The sequence below is a fragment of the Aquificaceae bacterium genome, assembly GCA_037722135.1.
Lineage (GTDB): Bacteria > Aquificota > Aquificia > Aquificales > Aquificaceae > Pampinifervens > Pampinifervens sericum.
This window is the reverse complement of the sequence record JBBKAW010000099.1, coordinates 1-17,130: the sequence shown is the minus strand read 5'-3', so window position 1 is coordinate 17,130 and position 17,130 is coordinate 1. Positions and strand designations below refer to the sequence as shown.

Genomic DNA, 17,130 nt, shown 5'->3' with positions numbered 1-17,130 from the left:
GTGGATAAATGTCCACAAAAGGGAGATTTATTCATGCTAAGGGATACTCCACATCGCTAAGCCCTCTCTCTTCACCCTTTGCCAAAGAGCCAAAAAGGTATACTTCGCTAACATTTTCCAGCTCGCTCTTCATACTCTCAGCCAAGTCTTTGAGAAAGCTCAGGAGCTCATCCTTCCTTATGTATATGAGCTTTGCACCATTGCAGGATATTATTGCACGCATCTATTGCCTCCCGTGCCTCTTCCTCTGTGTAATAGTCAGAGGGTTTGCCTGCAGGCAGACCATTGGGATATCTCGTTGGTATGTAATACAGGTCAAGGCTCTTAGCGCATCTTTCCACTTCCCTTGGTATGTCAAGCCCTGCCTGTTTTAAAGACTGTAAAAGGGCAAGCAGGGAATACCCCCAGAGTTCAAAGCCTTTATGCATGCAGAGTGCTTCGTCCCTGAGTGCTTGCTCCCACCAGTCTTTCCATCGGTTCATGGACTATACTATAACAGAGGGATGAGGATTTTTTACGACTTTTCTCTTATAACCGACTACGATGTATACCTTTTTAAAGAAGGCTCTCACTGTAGGCTGTATGAAAAGCTGGGCTGTCATCTTTTTGAGGATGGTGCCTATTTTGCGGTATGGGCTCCCCATGCGGAGCAGGTTTTTGTCTTTGGAGATTTCAACCACTGGGACAAGCACTCCCTGCCTTTGAGGAAAAGAGAGGATGACTCTGGTATATGGGAAGGCTTTGTAAAAGGTGTCAAAAAGGGTCAAAGGTATAAATACCACCTTTATACTTCGTGGGGCTACTGGACAGATAGGGCAGACCCCTTTGGCTTTTTTCACGAAACTCCACCCTTGACCGCCTCTATCGTATGGGAACTAAGTTATGAGTGGCACGATGAAGAGTGGTTAAGGAAAAGAAGGGACCTAAACCATCACAGGTCCCCTATTAGCATATACGAGGTTCATCTTGGTTCGTGGAGAAGAGTGCCAGAAGAGGGAAACAGATGGCTAAGCTACAGAGAGCTTGCACCTCTTTTGGCAGAGTATGTAAAGGAAATGGGTTTTACCCACGTGGAGTTTCTACCTGTGATGGAGCATCCCTTTTATGGGTCTTGGGGCTATCAAATAACAGGCTACTTTGCACCCACTTCACGCTATGGCACGCCTCAAGACTTTATGTATCTTGTGGACTATCTCCATCAAGAGGGTATTGGAGTTATCCTTGATTGGGTTCCCTCTCACTTTCCCACCGATGGGCATGGGCTGGCATACTTTGATGGGACCCACCTTTATGAGTATGGAGATTGGAGAAAGGGCTGGCATCCTGACTGGAAAAGCTATGTTTTTGACTATGGAAAGGGTGAGGTAAGGTCCTTTCTGCTTAGCTCCGCTCACTTTTGGCTTGAGAAATACCATGTGGACGGTCTTAGGGTAGATGCGGTTGCCAGCATGCTCTACTTGGACTACTCAAGGCATGAATGGGTTCCTAACATATACGGTGGCAAAGAAAATCTTGAAGCCATAGACTTTTTGAAAAAGCTCAATACATGCCTATACAGAGATTTTGAGGGCATACAGACTATAGCGGAAGAGTCTACCGCCTTTCCCATGGTAAGCAGACCCGTGTATCTTGGTGGGCTCGGCTTTGGCTTTAAGTGGAACATGGGCTGGATGAACGACACGCTTTTTTACATGTCCAAAGACCCCATATACAGGAAATACCACCATCATCAGCTCACCTTTAGCATCTGGTATGCCTTTTCTGAAAACTTTATACTTCCCCTTTCCCATGACGAAGTAGTCCATGGCAAAGGCTCACTCATATCCAAGATGCCAGGCGACTATTGGCAAAAGTTTGCCAACCTTAGGCTCCTCTTCGGATACATGTGGACTCATCCAGGGAAAAAGCTCCTCTTTATGGGTGGAGAGTTTGCTCAGTGGAGGGAGTGGAACCATGACCAAAGTCTTGATTGGCATCTTCTTCAATACGAGAGCCACAGAGGAATTCAAAGGCTCATAAAGGACCTAAATAAGCTCTACAGAGAAGAGAAGGCACTTCACGAGCTGGATTGCGAGCCAGAGGGCTTTGAGTGGGTAGATTTCTATGACTGGGAGAAGAGCATTATTAGCTATCTTAGGAAATCCTCCGAGGGAGACCTTCTGCTTGTGGTTTGCAACTTCACACCCGTTCCTCGCTTTGAATACAGAATAGGTGTGCCAAAGGCAGGCTTTTGGAAGGAGCTTTTAAACACAGACTCTGAGATATACGGTGGCTCAAATCTTGGTAATATGGGTGGAGTATGGGCGGAAGAGGTGCCTTTTCATGGAAGACCTTTCTCTCTTAAACTTACACTACCACCTCTTGCGGTGGTGGTGTTAAAGAAGGTTTTATAAGTTAGAACTTCATATTTTTAGGATACGGATTGATAGAAAGCTCTTCAATGGCAGAAAGTATCCTATAGGTGTGCTGGCGATCAATCCTTTTGAAGTCATCGCTTACCGATTTTTTGAAGAGCAGTTTATACATAAAGAGTTTTCTTTATAGCATCCAAGCTAAGGAGTTCTTCGTCTTTCCTTTCCAAAACTACCTTAACATCATGCATATCTTCAATAAGCTGTGTAAATTCCTTCCATGGCATTATAATTTCCTTGATTTTCTTATTTTGGTCTATTACATACTTCACCCTTTCCTTAGAATGCTTTTTCATAGGGTTCAATTTATGCTACTCCTCTCTTTTGGCAACTTGTTCTATGGGTCGGGCGGGAGTCGAACCCGCGACCCACGGATTAAGAGTCCGTTGCTCTGCCAGCTGAGCTACCGACCCTCTGCAGTCTATTAATTATAAAACTTTCTAAAAACTCTTTCAAGCCCTCCACTTCCACTTCAAAGTCAAGATAGAAAAGGTTTTCCGCAGGCTCTAACTTTACAAGGTCCTTTAAGGTGGTTATGTATAACTTGTCATCTTGAAGTTTGAAGCCTCTATAGTGATAGTGGTCTGGAAAGCCAAGGGTGTCTTCCAGTCTTATGCCTAATCTTCTAAGGGTTTGGAAAAACTGCTCGTTGTCTCCAAGTCCACAAAAGGCTAAAAAGCTAAGCTCATGGTAGTTTTCTACCTGCCTGTGGTCTGTGCTCCTAAGTATCCTCCAGCCACTTCTACGCATCTTAAAAGTAGGCTTGTGAGCATGTCTCCAGTCAAAGTCCTCAAGCTCTACGTATGAAAGCACAAAAGCGTCCGCCCTTTCCATGCACTCAAGAGGCTCTCTCAATCTACCAAAAGGCAAAACCCTGTCTGAGAAGTCTCTTTTTCTGAGAAGAAGAAGGTCTAAGTCTCTGTGTATTTTCCTGTGCTGAAAGCCATCGTCAAGGATAATAAGCTCTGGTTTTAATTCCCTAAGGGCAAAGTCCGCACCCCTGCACCGCACCTCATCCACCACAAGGCTAACCCTTGGCAGTAGCTTTGCCAACATATAAGGCTCATCTCCAGCCTCCTGCCAGCTTGCTTTTAACCTGCCCCATTCAGAGACCAAAAGTGTCCCCTTTGTGCTCCTTTTGTAGCCTCTTGAAAGGATGCATACCCTTAGGTTTTCAGAGAGCATATTGGCTATATACCTAACCAAGGAGCTTTTCCCACTTCCTCCCACAGACAGATTACCAACTGAAATAACAGGAACAGAAACTTTGCATTGAGCCATAAGACCCGAGTCATAAGCCCAGTTTCTAAGTTTGACCGCCCAAAGGTATGGATTGAGGCTTTCAAGCATCTTTAAACCTTTTAGCATCCCTTATAAGAAGAAAAGCAAGCAAAAAGCCTCCAATTATGGCACTCAAATACTGAGTTATAAACCTCCAAAGCAAGGAAAAGCCTCCAAGAAGAGAAAGCTCCAAGAAGGGTTCAAAGGCATACAATGCACCTACCTCTCCCACACCGCTCCCACCCGGGGTTGGGCTTATAAATATGGCATACAGAAGCAAAAGCTGATGTTCTATGAGGGTTAAAATTTCTGGCTGTGGATTAAAGCTCTTTAGTAGGAAAGCACCCGACGCTAAGAAAGACATATAAACAAGCACACTGCTTAAGCATGCAATAAGTATACTCATCTTTTTGTCCCTAAGAAATATTTTGAGGACTACCAAGTATTTTTTGAGATTATATTTTAGCCTCTGTATGAGCTTTTGCTGGTTAGAAGAGCTTCTCTTAAAGAAAAGCCTAAGAAGTATGTATAAGAAAAGCACTAAAGCAAAGAAAAAGAGCAAAACGTAGCCTATTCTAACACCTTGAGATGGGTTTTTGTATATGTGTAAAAGCACGTAGGGTAGAGCCAGAAGAAAAAAAACTAAACCACTTAGCATTTTCATAGTTAATATGCTAAGCACCTTATGCAATTTTCCACCCTTTCTTGAAAGAGTATACATGGACATAAACTCTCCCCCTGCTTGTGAAGGTGTTATGGTAGCACCAAAGGTATTTATGTAGGATATAACATAGCCGTAAAAGAAGGAGTATCTTAGCTTCATTGCCCTCGAAAGCACAAAAAACCTAATGTTGTCAAAGGTATGATACAAAAGCATAAAGGCAAAGGACATGAGCATATACTTCTTGTCCGCATGGATAAGCGCGTTAAAAAAGTCCTTTGTAAAATTCTTCTTGACTATATAGACCAATGAACCGCCCACAAACAAGAGGGTAAGGAGTATGCCATACAGAATTGACCTATACATCCACAGGTTTATATTTTAATCCTCATGCGAGTCCTTATGATAGACAACTATGACTCCTTTACCTACAACTTGGTTCAATATTTGCAGATGCTTTCTGCGGATGTGGCTGTAAGAAGAAACGACGAGATAAGCCTTGAGGACATAAGAAGGGCAAAGCCAGATGCCATTGTGATATCTCCTGGACCTTGCACTCCAAAGGAAGCAGGCATATCTGTGGATGTGATAAGGGAGTTTTACAGGGAAATACCCATACTGGGTGTTTGCTTGGGTCATCAGTCTATAGGTTATGCCTTTGGGGCAAAGATAGTGAGGGCAAAAAGGCTTATGCATGGCAAAACATCTCAGATAACACACACAGGCGAGGGCATCTTTGAAGGTCTCAAGAACCCTTTTACTGCGGTAAGATATCACTCCCTTGTCATAGACAGGAGCACTCTGCCAGAGGTTTTAAAGATAACCGCATGGTCTGAAGATGATGAAATAATGGGTATTCAACATGTGGAGTATCCTCTCTTTGGTGTCCAGTTTCATCCAGAATCTGTTCTTTCAGAAGAGGGTATGAAACTTCTTGAAAACTTTCTTAGAATAGCAAAGGAGAGAGTTTTGGTATAATTGAATTGTGAAGGTTTTAGTGGTCGGTAATGGTGGCAGAGAACACGCCATAGTATGGAAGCTGTCTCAAAGTCCTTTGATAAAAGCCCTTTACTGTGCTAAGGGAAATGCTGGCACTTCAAGGATAGCCAAAAACATACCCATAGAACCTACAGACATAAAAACCCTTGCGGACTTTGCCCAAAGGGAAGGTATTGACTTTACGGTGGTTGGACCAGAAGCACCCTTGTGTGCTGGTCTTGTGGACGAGTTTGAAAGGAGGGGTCTAAGGGTCTTTGGACCCTCTCAGAAGGCTTCTATGCTTGAGGGGAGTAAGGTCTTTGCTAAGGAGTTTATGCAAAGGTATGGTATACCCACCGCAGAGTTTCATGTATTTGAAGACCCACAAAAGGCGAGGAATTTTGTAAAGGATTTTGGTGTTCCTGTGGTTATAAAGGCGGATGGGCTTGCAAGTGGCAAGGGGGTGGTGGTTTGCAAGAGCCAAGAAGAAGCTATGCAAGCCATAGAAAGGCTAATGGTAAGAAAAAGTCTTGGCGAAGCGGGGTCAAGGGTGGTTATAGAAGAATACCTTGAAGGTGAGGAAGCCTCTTACATAGTGCTTCTCAATGGAGACAAATACCTACCCCTGCCTACCTCTCAAGACCACAAAAGACTTCTTGACGGTGATATGGGTCCAAACACGGGTGGCATGGGAGCATACTCACCCAATCCCTTTGTGGACGAAGATACAGAGAAAGCCATAAGGGAGCAGATAGTAGAAAGGGTAATAGAAGGTCTAAAGAGAGAGGGCATATACTACAGGGGCTTTCTGTATGTGGGTCTTATGCTTACCCATAGAGGACCAAAGGTGTTAGAGTTTAACGTAAGGCTTGGAGACCCAGAAGCTCAGCCACTTCTTATGAGGCTAAGGGGAGACTTCCTCCAAACCCTGCTTGATTTTTATGAAGGCAAGGATGTAAGCCTTGATATAGACCCAAGGCATACCCTATGCGTAGTCCTTGCAAGCAAGGGCTATCCAGAAAAGCCAGAGGATGGCAAGGAGATTTTAGGGCTTGAGGAGGTGGAAAAATTAGAGGATATAGTGCTTTTCCATGCTGGAACGGAGGAAAGGAATGGCAAGATATACACAAGGGGTGGAAGGGTTTTGAATGTGTGTGCTTGGGGAAGGGACTTACAGGAAGCAAGGGAAAGGGCTTACAAGGCGGTAGGCAAGATACACTTTGAGGGCATGCATTACAGAAGGGACATAGGGCTTAGGGGGATAAGGTCGTTAACTGAAAGAAAGGGCTTTTAAACCTCTATAGCATACGCTTCAATCTAATACCTTTATCTCAGAATATTTATATTTATGTTTGACTACGCAGTAGTTGGTGGCGGTATAGGTGGTGTTTTGGCTTCCTCACTTCTCTCTCATATGGGAAAGGACGTTATTCTTTTTGAATCTCTTGACTATCTTGGGGGTTGTGCGGGGACTTTTCAGAGGAAGGGTTTTTACTACAATGTGGGTGCTGCTACCTTTGTGGGTGCGGAAGAAGAGCTTCCTGTGGGGAAAATAGCAAAGTATGTGGGTTTAGAGCTTCCCATAAAGCCTATAGACCCTGCCATGGTAATATATCTGGGGGATAAGACTATAAGAAGGTGGAAAAATAGAGAGATTGCCCTTGAGGAGATATCAAAAGCCTTTCCAGAACTTAACCACAGAGCCTTTTGGAAGAGGGTATACGAAGTAAGCGACGCCATATGGAGTATGTGGTGCGATAGCCTGCCTTATCCCAGCTTAACCTTGCCTTTTAGAAACCTTTCAAAGCATCCTATTAGCTTTCTTTCTACCCTTTTGTGTAATTTTTTCAGTGCCAAAAGGGTCGCAAAGATATACCTTGGAGACTTTAACTCGGACTATGAGCTTTTTCTTACACATCACACTCTAATTACTGCGCAGGGCTTTTTGGAAGAGGTGCCTTTCTCTGTAGCCTCTTTGGGACTTACCTATCCAAACCTAACAAACTATTATGTGATAGGTGGTATGGGGAAACTTCTTGACACCTTTGCCAAGAGGGTAAAACACGTAAGTATGAAAACGAGGGTAAAGGCCATAAGGAAAAAGCCTTGGGGTTTCCTTATAGAGACCAACAAGGGGCAATACGAGGCAAAAAGAGTTATTCTAAACACTACCCTGTGGAAGGCTGGAGACCTTATAGAAGAGCTTAGGGATTTTTCCGAAAGGGCAAAAAGGCGATACTCCAAGCTATGGGGTGCTTTTACCATATACATGACGGTAGAAGGAGAGCTTCCAAAGGACTTTTCTCACCACCATTTTATACTTCTGAGAGAGCCTATACCCTACACGGGCAGTAGGTCTCTGTTTTTTTCTATCTCAGAGGAAGATGACCCAGTGCTTAGCAAGGAAAAAACACGCAGTATTACCATATCTACCCACACAAGGCTTGAGCTATGGGAGGGACTTTCAAAGGAAGAATACGAGGAAAGAAAGGAAAGGGCTACCGAGTATTGTCTTGAGCTAATCTATAAGCATCTGCCAGAGCTAAGAGCTTTGAAAAAACTTCAAGTCTTTGCTGGCACTCCAAAAACCTTTGAGAGATACACGGGAAGATACAGGGGTTCCGTGGGTGGTATACCCGTTATAAAGGAAAACTTTCCCTTTTCCTATCCCTCACCACTTACGCCTGTGGAGGGTGTCTATCTTGTGGGAGATACGGTCTTTCCGGGTCAAGGTTGGCCCGGCGTTAGCATGGGCGTCATAAACCTGCTAAAACTTATAGAAAGGGACTTTCAAATATGCTAAGGATTCGCCTAAGGGAGTGGTTATACATACTCTTACTCGCTTTCCTTCTTGGCTTTTCCATATCAGGCTTTGTGGCATCTTTGCACGGTCAAAACCTAATGCCAATGGCTTTTCTTGGACTACTTACCTCAGGCTACATATTTATCCTCTCCCTTATAACCACAGAGATAAACAACCGCTGGATTGTAAAAAAACTGCCAGAGTTTTTAAGAACACCCTTTAGCCTTTTGCTTGCCTTACTTTCTGGCTTTTTCGGTGCAATAGGTGGCTACCTTACCAATGAAGCTTTTAGAATAGTGGACTTGCATCTTCCCATGAGCAAAGCCCTTAGTCTTTCTTTTTTCTTAGGAATTATGACCGCATCCCTTGGCTATCTTCTCTACAAGCTTGTTTCTTTGCAAAGAAGAGAAGAAGAAAACAAAAGGTTACTCCTTGAGGAGCACATAAGAAACTTAGAAAGTCAGATAAGCCCTCACTTTATGTTTAATACGTTGAACGCATTGGCGGAGCTTGTCTATCAAGACCCTCGCAAAGCGGAAGAAGCCATATTAGCCTTGGCAAGCCTCCTTAGAAAAAGCCTCTACTTTGAACCTCTTATAACCTTGCAGGAGGAGATAAACCTCCTAAAAGACTACTGGAAGGTCATAAGCCTTAGGTTTGTAGGTAAAATAGAGCTTGAAACAGAGCTGGATGAGAGTCTTTTGTCTTTGAAAGTGCCTAAGTTTTCCCTGCAGGTTCTTGTAGAAAACGCACTAAAGCATGGTCTAAAGCTAAGAAGAGGAAAGGTGCAAATAAGAGCTTACAGAGAGGGAGGCAAGGCGATAATAGAGGTGATAGACAACGGCGTAGGTTTTGAGGAAATAAGGGAAGGCACAGGTCTTTCTAATCTGAGAAAAAGACTTGAACTCTGTAATGGAAAGCTAAGCTATAAGTCCTCTGAGGGCTTGACGGTCTTTAGAATAGAGCTTGATGAGAGGTAAAAATCAAACCTTAAAGGGTAGCTTTGTCCCATACCAAAGGGACTCTGCAAGACCTATGCTTATCCTTAGGTAAAAACCAAAAGGAGGTGTGTGCCATGCAACTACCAGAGGCTTTTAGGTTCATGAGGATAGGATGGTGGATTGTCCACATAGTGGGTATAACTCTGGTCTTTTTGCTTGGCAGATGGACCGCATGAGAAAGGTCCACCATGCCCATGCCTTGCCTCCTCCTGAAGGGGTCCTCCCCGCCCCTCAGGAAACTTTCAAAACCCTTGAAGATGCCTACTTTTTGGGTTATGTGCCAAGGCCAGTGGCACTCCTTTGTGTGGGAGAAAATCCACTGGCAGTAGCTTGGCACATGCCCACAAACAAAGCACCCTTTATGTATGCGGTAGCCATAGCAAGGGAAAACTACAGCCACAAGCTGGTCTTAGAGGGAATAGACTTCACTGTCAACTTCCTCCCTGAAACCTACCTTGAGGACATCCTTATCGCAGGAAAATATCACGGAGACCAAACAGATAAATGGAAACTATTCAAGGAAATAAAACCTCTCAAAGCCTTGAGGGTTAATGCCTACATGGTGGAGCAATCCCTTCTTGTGTATGAGTGCAAGCAAGAAAGGCTCATTGAGCTTCCAGACCATAGCCTGTTAATAGGCAGGGTGGAAATAATACACTACAAAAAGGGTAAGCTAAAACCAGAGAAGGTAAGGTATCCTCTCCACATGGGTAAAGCCTACTTTTCAAAAAACACGAAAGCAAAAGCCTATATTTTATAACTGATGAAGAGCATATATAGGCTTTCTGGCTTTTTCTTTTTTGGGCTCGGCACTCTTGGCATCTTTTTGCCACTTTTACCCACTGTTCCCTTGTATCTTCTTGCCATTATATTGCTTTCCAGAGCTTCCAAAAGGGACATAGTGAGGCTTAAAAGGATACCATTTATAGGTAAAAGGATATATCCATACATAAAAAGGGCTGTAAAATACCTACGGTCATGGAATACACGACCGCAAAGTTTATCCACTTAATTGGCATTTTTATCTGGGCAGGAGCATCCTCCTCTCTTGGACTTTTTATGCTGTATTCTATGAAAAGACCCACAGGTTGCAATCAAGACCTACTTAGGAACTTTTACCGTTGGATGACCAACCTTGAAATAGCAGGCTTTGTGTTAGCTATAGTAATGGGTTTTTATATGCTTCACCTTCTCAAGTATAAGTTTGACATAAACTGGCTAAACTACAAGCTACCTCTTGTTTTGGGTATCATACTACCCCTTGAGGTCATAAACTTTTGGTTTGTTAACTTCTACATACCTCGTTCAAAGGAAAAGCCAAAAGCCTATAAAAACTACGACCTGTTTACATACATAGTAGCCCTGCCACTTATAGCCATATCCCTAATAGTTATCTACCTTGCGGTAGCCAAACCATGAGAGCGGTGTATTTGTTCAAAAGAGACCTAAGAGTAAAGGATAACAGAGGACTTGCCTATGTGTCAAAGAGACACAAGGAGATTGTTCCCGTCTTTATCTTTGACAAGGACATAATCAGAGACTTAAAGGTTGACAAAAAAAGGCTTGGCTACTTATACAAAGCCTTAGCCCTATTGTCCTCACAGATAAAGGTTTACTGTATGCAAGGTAGCACGGAAGAAGTCTTAAAGGAAGTGTTTAAAACCGCTAAGCCAACCCATCTATACACTACAACGTCTTACAGCTGGAGTGGAAGAGAAAGGAACAAGGTCATAAAAAGTATTTGCCAAGCCTACGGTGTGGAATATGTGGAAGTTTTTGAAAACTTTCTTGTGAGACCAGAATCCATACCTCAAAAAAAGGTGTATACGCCCTTTTACACAGAATGGATAAAAAGAGTAGAACTTACGGAAGAAGACCCACAAGACTTTAAAGTGCCAGACCTACCATTGCCCACCTTAAAGGACTTAAACATAGACTTTGATAGTCCAGAACCCTTTCATCCAGAGGACTGTTTTGAGAGGTTAAGGAGCTTTCCCTTTGAAAGATACGAAGAGCTTAGAAACTATCCAGCTGTAGATGGTTCTTCAAGACTTTCTCCTTGCATAAGATTTGGAGTGCTATCCTTGAGAAGTATCTTTAAGACCGCACAGGGTAGGAGCGAGCAGTTTATAAAGGAGTTGGCATGGAGAGAGTTTTGGTATCACATAGCTTACAATTTTCCACAGACCAAAGACCTTGAGTTTCAGGAAAAGAGAAGAAACATAAGATGGGAAAACAGGCAAGAATACATACAGGCTTTCTTTGAGGCACGCACTGGCTATCCCATAGTAGATGCAGGCATAAGACAGCTTAAAGAAGAAAAATGGCTTCACAACAGGATGAGGATGATAGTAGGTAGCTTCCTCACAAAGGTTTTGCTTATAGACTGGAGGATAGGAGAGGAGTTTTTCAAGGAACACCTTTTGGACTACGATGAGGTGGTAAACATAGGAAATTGGCAGTGGACCGCCTCTGTGGGTGCAGACCCCAAACCCTTTAGGCTTTTCAACCCCATACTTCAAGCCCAAAGGTATGACCCACAGTGTGAATATATAAAAAGGTATATTCCAGAGCTTTCAGACATACCCTGCGAAAAGCTACATGACCCTATAAGGTATGCACTACCCTACCACAAACCCATTGTAAATTATTACCAAAGGATAAGCATCGCAAAAGAGCTATACAAAGCCCTTTCTTGACTGTATAAACTACAAGCCTATATTTATACACGCCGTGGAACTTATCATAAGCACTATAACGATTATAGGTGCGGTGGTTGGAGTTGGTGTGTTTTTGATGATGCATATAGATAAGAGACTGGATGCACTCCAAGCTGACATTCAAAGAGTGGATAAAAAGACAGATACCTATAGGCAGGAGCTTATGGAAGAGATAAACAGACTTGAGGAGAAAATAGATAGAGTAGATGCAAAGGTAGATGTAAAAGTGGAAACTTCTAAACAGGAATTAAAAGAGGAAATACGAAAGGTAGATGCAAAGGTTGATAAGGTAGATGCGAAGGTTGACACGGTAAAGCAGGAGCTTATGGAAGAGATAAACAGGCTTGAGGAGAAGATAGATAGAGTAGATGCAAAAGTAGATGTAAAAGTGGAAACTTCTAAACAGGAACTAAAGGAGGAAATACGTAAAGTAGACGCAAAGGTTGATAAGGTAGATGCGAAGGTTGATGCTTATAAACAAGAACTAAAAGAAGAGATACATAAAGTGGATGTGAAAGTTGATACGATAAAGCAAGAACTAAAGGAGGAAATAAACAAGCTTAGAGAGGAAATACAAAAGGTAGATGCAAAAGTAGACCTCACGCGTCAAGAACTTAAGGCTGAGATTATGGAAACTAACAGAAGAATAAGTCATGCGGAGGCAGAGTTAAAAGAGGACATAAGAGAGATAAGATTGGTTCTCTTTAAAATATTGGAAGTTCCACAAAAGGAAAGCTAAATATTTAGATAGTCCCTTAGTGCCTTTGCACCCTCTCTGCTTGTTTTTAGAGTTTCGTTTATATCTTTGAAAACTATCACATATTTACTTTGCTCCACACTCTTTAGCTCCTTTACCTTGCTTAGGTTAACAAGGTAAGACCTATGGACCCTAAAGAAGTTGTATGGTCTAAGCATATCCTCTATCTCGTATAGCTTTTTGCTAAGTGGTAAAAGCCCTTCCTTTGTTCTTACGCTTACCTCTCCCATCTCTGCCTGAACGTAGTATATGTCCTCTGGACTTAGAAAGAGAACCTTATTCCCAATTCTCGCAGGTATTATAGGACGCTCCGCTCTTATAAGATTAGAAACTTGCTGATAGTTGCTTTTCTTTTCCAGCACCTTATCTATAGCTTTGGCTAAATCTTCCTGAGAGTAGGGCTTTAAAAGGTAATCTACCGCAGATACTCTAAAGGCTTCAAGGGCATACTCACCATATGCAGTGGTAAAGATTATGTAAGGCTTTAGACCCATGGAAAGGACTTCTTTTGCAAGGTCTATACCAGTGCCATCGGGAAGCCTTATGTCAAGAAACAAGACCTCTGGCTTTTTTTCCTCTATGAGCTTTAGGGCTTCTTCGTATGTGCCTGCTTCTCCAACTACCTCAAGCCTGCCATCTTGACTTAACATCCTCTTTAGTCTTTGGACTGCCAAGGGTTCGTCTTCTACTATAAAGGCTCTCATGTATTTTATCTTCCCACCTTGTCCCTGCATTTTGTATGGAGATTTTTACATTTTATTAAAAAGGAGGGCTCCCCCAGATGGGAAGAGCCTACCGCATAGCCATGCTGGGCTTAAAACTGATAGGATGCACTTACATAAAAGCTTCTTCCGGGCTCTGGCACTCTAACACCGGCTCTGAAAGGACTTCTCGTATAAGACAGGTGTTCAAAGTATTTTTTATCAAACACGTTATCCACACCTGCATTAAGGGTCAAGTTTTTGTAATTTACTCCCGCCTTTAGATTAACTATAGCCCAGCCAGAGGTTTTTTGCTCTCTTAGGTCTGAGTCCACTTTGTTTTGAGTTGAGGTTGCTACGGTTTCACCTTCTACAAACCACATGCCTGTATCGTATCTAAGACCAAGCCTACCTCTTAGAGGTGGCACTTCCGCCACATCCCTGTCGGTTATACCAAACTGAGGTTTTCTATCCTTTGTGCCTCTTGTGTAGCTCGCACCACCAAAGAGGAAAAGGTTGTTCCATATGTTATAGGTAGAGCTAAATTCAAAGCCCCAGAAGGTGGCATCTGTGTTTACATAAGTTTGTGCTGTGGCATTTGTAGGTGCACCTTGGACAAAGGGTGTCTGATTTTCCACCACCTTCCTTCCTAAGGTTATATAGTCCTTTACAGAGCTCACGAAGGCAACAAAGCGAGTTAGAGTCTTGCTATCTTGATACTTTAAACCCAAGTCAAGCTCAAGGTTTTTGGAGGGTTTTAGATTGGGATTACCCACCCATCCACAGAAGTTTGGTATATTGTCTGGATTTCTGCACTGACCACCCATTATAGGCATTGGGAATGCGATATATCTCTCTTGAGGGTCTGGCACTCTTACCGCATATCCAAGTCCGGCAAACAGCTCAAGCTCCTTAGAGAGGTTATAAAAGAGTTGCACGTTTCCAGAAGGGTATGTATCCCTTTTAGAGGTTTTCCTCGTTCCATGATAGGTAAAGTAAAGGTCCGACACTCTTCCATCTCCACTTGCCGGGTAAGCTATAGGTAAATCACTTGCCTCTGTTTTGGTGCTATCCACTCTTAGTCCTACTACAAGCCTTGCCATATCTCCAAGTCTCGTCCTGTATTCACCAAAGACACCAAAGTTGGTAGTATCCACGTCGGGTATCATGGGTATGGGCGTTCCCATTCTGTAGCCTCTTCTTTCGTTGCGAGCATCCCAGTTCCACTTGTAATACTCAAAACCTAACAGAAGGCTTTCCAAATTGCCTTCCACTCTAAAGCCAGTATTCTTAGTTTCAGCGTAGGTTCTCATGTGATAGGGCTTTCCTTGAATGGGATTGTTGCTGGACCTTAACCTATACTGGTCTGTCATATCGTGTTCTACTTTAGTGTGGTAGAGTTGGAATTTAAGGTCCTTTATGAGGTCAAAGGGTTTTTCTATTTTGTATGTTAGATTAAACCTGTCCGTGTCATCTCTTATAGCGTCCATGAGAAGGGCAGGATATAGCACATGCTTGGCTTCTTGACGAGTATAGGCAAATTCTAACTCATGCCCCTTTGTAGGAGAAATTCCAAACTTAGTCCAGTAAGTGTTTATCTCAAAGGCTTTGGAGTTTCTCTTGTTAGGTTTGTAGCCGGAAGGATTATTAGGAGGATATACCTCTGTTATTCTCTTGCCATCCCCATCCTTGTAAGGCTTTGAATATCTGTAGGAGTATCCCACAAGTCCGTAGAACCTCTCATCCCTGTAGGAAATAACAGGTGAAAAGTTTCTATAGTCAAAAGAGCCAACGGTGACATTAAGCCTTAGCCTAAAGCCCTGCTCTGGCTTTTTGGTAATTATGTTTACAAGACCACCCAGTGAACCTTGATGTCTTATATCAAAGGGTCCCTTTACTACATCTATCCTCTCCACTTCAGAAAAGTCCACATGGAAGGCAGGCGGGTCCATCCTATTGGGACACGCAGCGTGAACCTCGGTGTCGTCAATAAGCACGTTTATGTTATGTCTTTGAAAAGCCCTTATAACCACATCGTTGGCAATGCCAGCCTTCCTAATTTTATGAACACCTTCAATTCTTGTCAGAGCCTCACCCACATCCTTTGCGAAGGATTCTCGCACCTCTCTTATTTCAAGGCTGTCTCTAAAGGTCTCCCTTTTGCCCTTTACTTCAACCTCCTTTAGCAACACCTCCTGTGCGAAGGCTGGAAAGCTAAGAACCGCTCCTAAAAGAAGTGCCTTCTTCATGTCTTACCCCCTTACCAAGATATAATTCTCACTCTTTCCTCAGAGAGTAGCCTAAAAACCATGTCAGGCTTGCCAAATTCTGCACCCTTTACAAGCTCCTTGACCCCAAACATATTGGCACAGCGTGGACACACGTAAACCTTTCCACCCTTTGAGATAAACTCTTGTAGTGCCTTGCTTGCCTCAGAAGATTTTGCCTTTGCGTCTGCAAGCCTTACACCCTCAGAGTTAAGCCAAATTACCGTTGGATTACCCCTTTCAAGAGACAAAATGGCAAACCTTATAGCCACAACCGCAGAGGATTCCTTGTCCCTTGATAAGTTAACTACCACGGTTATGTTATCCTGAGCCTGAGCTTGATGTTGATGCATGTGTCCCTCGTGAGCCCATGAAGGCATACCTACAAGAGGCATAAGCCCGACAAATGCAGTTAATATTAGATGTTTCATTCTCATGAATTCACCTCCAATTTAGCGTTATAATTAACATTATAGAATAGATTATGACCCTTGTCAAGTTTGAAAAGGTTAGCGATTACTTATAGACCTTCCTTCTAAATAGGTCTTTGGGAGAGACAAGCCTTTCAATAAAAACCTTACCATCAAGATGGTCTATTTCATGTTGAATAACCACCGCTTCAAAGCCTTCCGTCTCAAACTCTAAGAGATTTCCCTTCCTGTCAAAGGCTTTTACCCTTATCCAGTAGTTTCTTTTCACATTACCTGTATAGTCTGGAACACTAAGACAGCCTTCTCTGATAATTAGTTCTCCCTCCCTTTGAACTATCTCTGGATTTATAAGCACCATAAGTCCGTGGCTGAGTTTGTTTTCCTTATGCTTAGAATTAGAAGTGTCAACCACTATAATCCTTTTGTGAACACCTACCTGCGGAGACGCAATACCAACGCAACCTGGAGAGGTTTTCATAGTGTATATTAGGTCTTCAATAAAGCTGTCCAACTCCTTGTCAAAGGATACAACCTCAAGGGAAGGGACTTTTAACCTCTCATCGGGATAGGTTATTATGGGTAGTTTTCTCATAGCCTTTCCCCTTCCTCCCTCTCTACGCTTATGTCAACACCCAACAAATCCTTTAACTTCTCAAGCTCAAGTCTCAAAATATCTTCTACATCCTCTTGCCCTTCCGCTTCTATAACCATCACATATAGGCTTCCCCTCTTTTCCGTTCTAAGGTCGCTTATATTTAAGCCGAGGTCTGCAAGGATTGAAGAAACCCCATAGACTATCCCAGGCTTATCAGAGCCAAAGACCACAATCCTATAAATAGCCTCCGCCTTAGGATAAACCACTTCCTCTAACTCCCTACATACCATAAAAAGCTCATACTTTTGCCCTACCTCTTGAAGGTTTTGGAGTATATCCTCTGCGTTTATATCCTCGGCAGAGGACACTATGAGCATTATGGTAAACTCACCGTTGAGCCTTGTCATTGAAGAATCTTCAAGGTTTAAGCCCATCCCATATAAGGCTCTTGAAACTCCCGCCACTATGCCCGGTCTGTCCTTGCCAAATATGGAGAGGATGAAAAACTTCATGCTAAGATTTTA

General features: G+C 43.0%; 21 protein-coding genes and 1 tRNA gene. 10 read left to right on the top strand and 12 right to left on the bottom strand.

Features of this window, described 5'->3' with window-relative positions:
• Window positions 1-31 precede the first annotated feature (31 nt).
• Window positions 32-223: a nucleotidyltransferase domain-containing protein gene (locus WKI49_06915; protein ID MEJ7622216.1), complete on the bottom strand. Its 192-nt coding sequence runs from the start codon at window positions 221-223 to the stop codon at window positions 32-34.
• Window positions 168-482 carry a HEPN domain-containing protein gene (locus WKI49_06910; GenBank protein ID MEJ7622215.1) on the bottom strand — a complete coding sequence of 105 codons (315 nt, stop codon included), beginning with the start codon at window positions 480-482 and terminating at the stop codon, window positions 168-170. Before WKI49_06910 ends, WKI49_06915 begins: the two co-directional genes overlap by 56 nt.
• A gap of 21 nt (window positions 483-503) precedes the next feature.
• On the opposite strand from WKI49_06910, the gene glgB reads away from it, so the two are divergent.
• Window positions 504-2,393 carry a 1,4-alpha-glucan branching protein GlgB gene (gene glgB / locus WKI49_06905; protein ID MEJ7622214.1) on the top strand — a complete coding sequence of 630 codons (1,890 nt, stop codon included), beginning with the start codon at window positions 504-506 and terminating at the stop codon, window positions 2,391-2,393.
• A gap of 1 nt (window position 2,394) precedes the next feature.
• Here the strand turns inward: glgB and WKI49_06900 are convergent, their stop codons facing one another.
• The 5 genes from WKI49_06900 to WKI49_06880 form a co-directional block, all read right to left on the bottom strand.
• Window positions 2,395-2,526 carry a hypothetical protein gene (locus tag WKI49_06900; GenBank protein MEJ7622213.1) on the bottom strand — a complete coding sequence of 44 codons (132 nt, stop codon included), beginning with the start codon at window positions 2,524-2,526 and terminating at the stop codon, window positions 2,395-2,397.
• Window positions 2,519-2,707, bottom strand: coding sequence for a hypothetical protein (locus tag WKI49_06895; protein MEJ7622212.1), 189 nt, complete (start codon window positions 2,705-2,707; stop codon window positions 2,519-2,521). Before WKI49_06895 ends, WKI49_06900 begins: the two co-directional genes overlap by 8 nt.
• A gap of 44 nt (window positions 2,708-2,751) precedes the next feature.
• Window positions 2,752-2,824: transfer RNA gene (locus WKI49_06890), tRNA-Lys, on the bottom strand.
• Window positions 2,787-3,692: a tetraacyldisaccharide 4'-kinase gene (gene lpxK, locus WKI49_06885; protein MEJ7622211.1), complete on the bottom strand. Its 906-nt coding sequence runs from the start codon at window positions 3,690-3,692 to the stop codon at window positions 2,787-2,789. Before lpxK ends, WKI49_06890 begins: the two co-directional genes overlap by 38 nt.
• A 61-nt stretch (window positions 3,693-3,753) precedes the next feature.
• Complete coding sequence (locus WKI49_06880; protein ID MEJ7622210.1) at window positions 3,754-4,719, bottom strand: flippase-like domain-containing protein; 966 nt, start codon at window positions 4,717-4,719, stop codon at window positions 3,754-3,756.
• Between the two features lie 24 nt (window positions 4,720-4,743).
• On the opposite strand from WKI49_06880, the gene WKI49_06875 reads away from it, so the two are divergent.
• From WKI49_06875 to WKI49_06835, 9 genes are all read left to right on the top strand, one after another.
• A complete protein-coding gene (locus WKI49_06875) occupies window positions 4,744-5,331 on the top strand; it encodes an aminodeoxychorismate/anthranilate synthase component II (protein ID MEJ7622209.1) in 588 nt (195 codons plus the stop codon).
• Window positions 5,332-5,338: 7 nt separating this feature from the next.
• Window positions 5,339-6,625: a phosphoribosylamine--glycine ligase gene (gene purD, locus WKI49_06870; protein ID MEJ7622208.1), complete on the top strand. Its 1,287-nt coding sequence runs from the start codon at window positions 5,339-5,341 to the stop codon at window positions 6,623-6,625.
• Window positions 6,626-6,679: 54 nt separating this feature from the next.
• Window positions 6,680-8,134 (top strand): NAD(P)/FAD-dependent oxidoreductase, encoded by a 1,455-nt coding sequence (locus tag WKI49_06865; protein ID MEJ7622207.1) that lies wholly within the window; start codon window positions 6,680-6,682, stop codon window positions 8,132-8,134.
• Window positions 8,128-9,114 carry a histidine kinase gene (locus WKI49_06860; protein MEJ7622206.1) on the top strand — a complete coding sequence of 329 codons (987 nt, stop codon included), beginning with the start codon at window positions 8,128-8,130 and terminating at the stop codon, window positions 9,112-9,114. Before WKI49_06865 ends, WKI49_06860 begins: the two co-directional genes overlap by 7 nt.
• A 193-nt stretch (window positions 9,115-9,307) precedes the next feature.
• Complete coding sequence (locus WKI49_06855) at window positions 9,308-9,895, top strand: flavin reductase family protein (protein MEJ7622205.1); 588 nt, start codon at window positions 9,308-9,310, stop codon at window positions 9,893-9,895.
• Window positions 9,896-9,898: 3 nt separating this feature from the next.
• On the top strand, window positions 9,899-10,147 hold the full coding sequence (locus WKI49_06850; protein MEJ7622204.1) for a DUF454 family protein: 249 nt from the start codon (window positions 9,899-9,901) through the stop codon (window positions 10,145-10,147).
• Window positions 10,114-10,554, top strand: a complete 441-nt coding sequence (locus WKI49_06845; GenBank protein ID MEJ7622203.1) for a hypothetical protein — start codon at window positions 10,114-10,116, stop codon at window positions 10,552-10,554. The genes WKI49_06850 and WKI49_06845 overlap by 34 nt, the downstream gene beginning before the upstream one ends.
• The gene (locus WKI49_06840; GenBank protein MEJ7622202.1) at window positions 10,551-11,834 is read left to right on the top strand and encodes a deoxyribodipyrimidine photo-lyase; all 1,284 of its coding nucleotides are present in this window, start codon (window positions 10,551-10,553) and stop codon (window positions 11,832-11,834) included. The genes WKI49_06845 and WKI49_06840 overlap by 4 nt, the downstream gene beginning before the upstream one ends.
• Before the next feature lie 34 nt (window positions 11,835-11,868).
• Window positions 11,869-12,594 carry a hypothetical protein gene (locus WKI49_06835; GenBank protein MEJ7622201.1) on the top strand — a complete coding sequence of 242 codons (726 nt, stop codon included), beginning with the start codon at window positions 11,869-11,871 and terminating at the stop codon, window positions 12,592-12,594.
• On the opposite strand, the gene WKI49_06830 is transcribed toward WKI49_06835, so the two are convergent.
• From WKI49_06830 to WKI49_06810, 5 genes are all read right to left on the bottom strand, one after another.
• Window positions 12,591-13,346, bottom strand: a complete 756-nt coding sequence (locus WKI49_06830; protein MEJ7622200.1) for a LytTR family DNA-binding domain-containing protein — start codon at window positions 13,344-13,346, stop codon at window positions 12,591-12,593. The two genes, WKI49_06835 and WKI49_06830, sit on opposite strands and share 4 nt — an antisense overlap.
• Before the next feature lie 80 nt (window positions 13,347-13,426).
• Window positions 13,427-15,562: a TonB-dependent receptor gene (locus tag WKI49_06825; protein MEJ7622199.1), complete on the bottom strand. Its 2,136-nt coding sequence runs from the start codon at window positions 15,560-15,562 to the stop codon at window positions 13,427-13,429.
• 11 nt (window positions 15,563-15,573) lie between these two features.
• Window positions 15,574-16,011 (bottom strand): DsrE family protein, encoded by a 438-nt coding sequence (locus tag WKI49_06820; GenBank protein ID MEJ7622198.1) that lies wholly within the window; start codon window positions 16,009-16,011, stop codon window positions 15,574-15,576.
• Between the two features lie 85 nt (window positions 16,012-16,096).
• On the bottom strand, window positions 16,097-16,603 hold the full coding sequence (def, locus tag WKI49_06815) for a peptide deformylase (GenBank protein ID MEJ7622197.1): 507 nt from the start codon (window positions 16,601-16,603) through the stop codon (window positions 16,097-16,099).
• On the bottom strand, window positions 16,600-17,118 hold the full coding sequence (locus WKI49_06810) for an ACT domain-containing protein (protein MEJ7622196.1): 519 nt from the start codon (window positions 17,116-17,118) through the stop codon (window positions 16,600-16,602). The genes def and WKI49_06810 overlap by 4 nt, the downstream gene beginning before the upstream one ends.
• Window positions 17,119-17,130 lie beyond the last annotated feature (12 nt).

Bases quoted from the DNA above. Each gene is read 5' to 3' on its own strand.
- WKI49_06880 (MEJ7622210.1), bottom strand. From the start codon at position 4,719: ATGTATAGGTCAATTCTGTATGGCATACTCCTTACCCTCTTGTTTGTG.
- WKI49_06820 (MEJ7622198.1), bottom strand. From the start codon at position 16,011: ATGAAACATCTAATATTAACTGCATTTGTCGGGCTTATGCCTCTTGTA.
- lpxK (MEJ7622211.1), bottom strand. From the start codon at position 3,692: ATGGCTCAATGCAAAGTTTCTGTTCCTGTTATTTCAGTTGGTAATCTG.
- WKI49_06810 (MEJ7622196.1), bottom strand. From the start codon at position 17,118: ATGAAGTTTTTCATCCTCTCCATATTTGGCAAGGACAGACCGGGCATA.
- WKI49_06875 (MEJ7622209.1), top strand. From the start codon at position 4,744: ATGCGAGTCCTTATGATAGACAACTATGACTCCTTTACCTACAACTTG.
- WKI49_06855 (MEJ7622205.1), top strand. From the start codon at position 9,308: ATGAGAAAGGTCCACCATGCCCATGCCTTGCCTCCTCCTGAAGGGGTC.
- WKI49_06900 (MEJ7622213.1), bottom strand. From the start codon at position 2,526: ATGTATAAACTGCTCTTCAAAAAATCGGTAAGCGATGACTTCAAAAGG.
- WKI49_06895 (MEJ7622212.1), bottom strand. From the start codon at position 2,707: ATGAAAAAGCATTCTAAGGAAAGGGTGAAGTATGTAATAGACCAAAAT.
- WKI49_06825 (MEJ7622199.1), bottom strand. From the start codon at position 15,562: ATGAAGAAGGCACTTCTTTTAGGAGCGGTTCTTAGCTTTCCAGCCTTC.
- WKI49_06845 (MEJ7622203.1), top strand. From the start codon at position 10,114: ATGGAATACACGACCGCAAAGTTTATCCACTTAATTGGCATTTTTATC.
- glgB (MEJ7622214.1), top strand. From the start codon at position 504: ATGAGGATTTTTTACGACTTTTCTCTTATAACCGACTACGATGTATAC.
- def (MEJ7622197.1), bottom strand. From the start codon at position 16,603: ATGAGAAAACTACCCATAATAACCTATCCCGATGAGAGGTTAAAAGTC.
- WKI49_06830 (MEJ7622200.1), bottom strand. From the start codon at position 13,346: ATGCAGGGACAAGGTGGGAAGATAAAATACATGAGAGCCTTTATAGTA.
- WKI49_06840 (MEJ7622202.1), top strand. From the start codon at position 10,551: ATGAGAGCGGTGTATTTGTTCAAAAGAGACCTAAGAGTAAAGGATAAC.
- WKI49_06910 (MEJ7622215.1), bottom strand. From the start codon at position 482: ATGAACCGATGGAAAGACTGGTGGGAGCAAGCACTCAGGGACGAAGCA.
- WKI49_06865 (MEJ7622207.1), top strand. From the start codon at position 6,680: ATGTTTGACTACGCAGTAGTTGGTGGCGGTATAGGTGGTGTTTTGGCT.
- WKI49_06915 (MEJ7622216.1), bottom strand. From the start codon at position 223: ATGCGTGCAATAATATCCTGCAATGGTGCAAAGCTCATATACATAAGG.
- WKI49_06860 (MEJ7622206.1), top strand. From the start codon at position 8,128: ATGCTAAGGATTCGCCTAAGGGAGTGGTTATACATACTCTTACTCGCT.
- WKI49_06850 (MEJ7622204.1), top strand. From the start codon at position 9,899: ATGAAGAGCATATATAGGCTTTCTGGCTTTTTCTTTTTTGGGCTCGGC.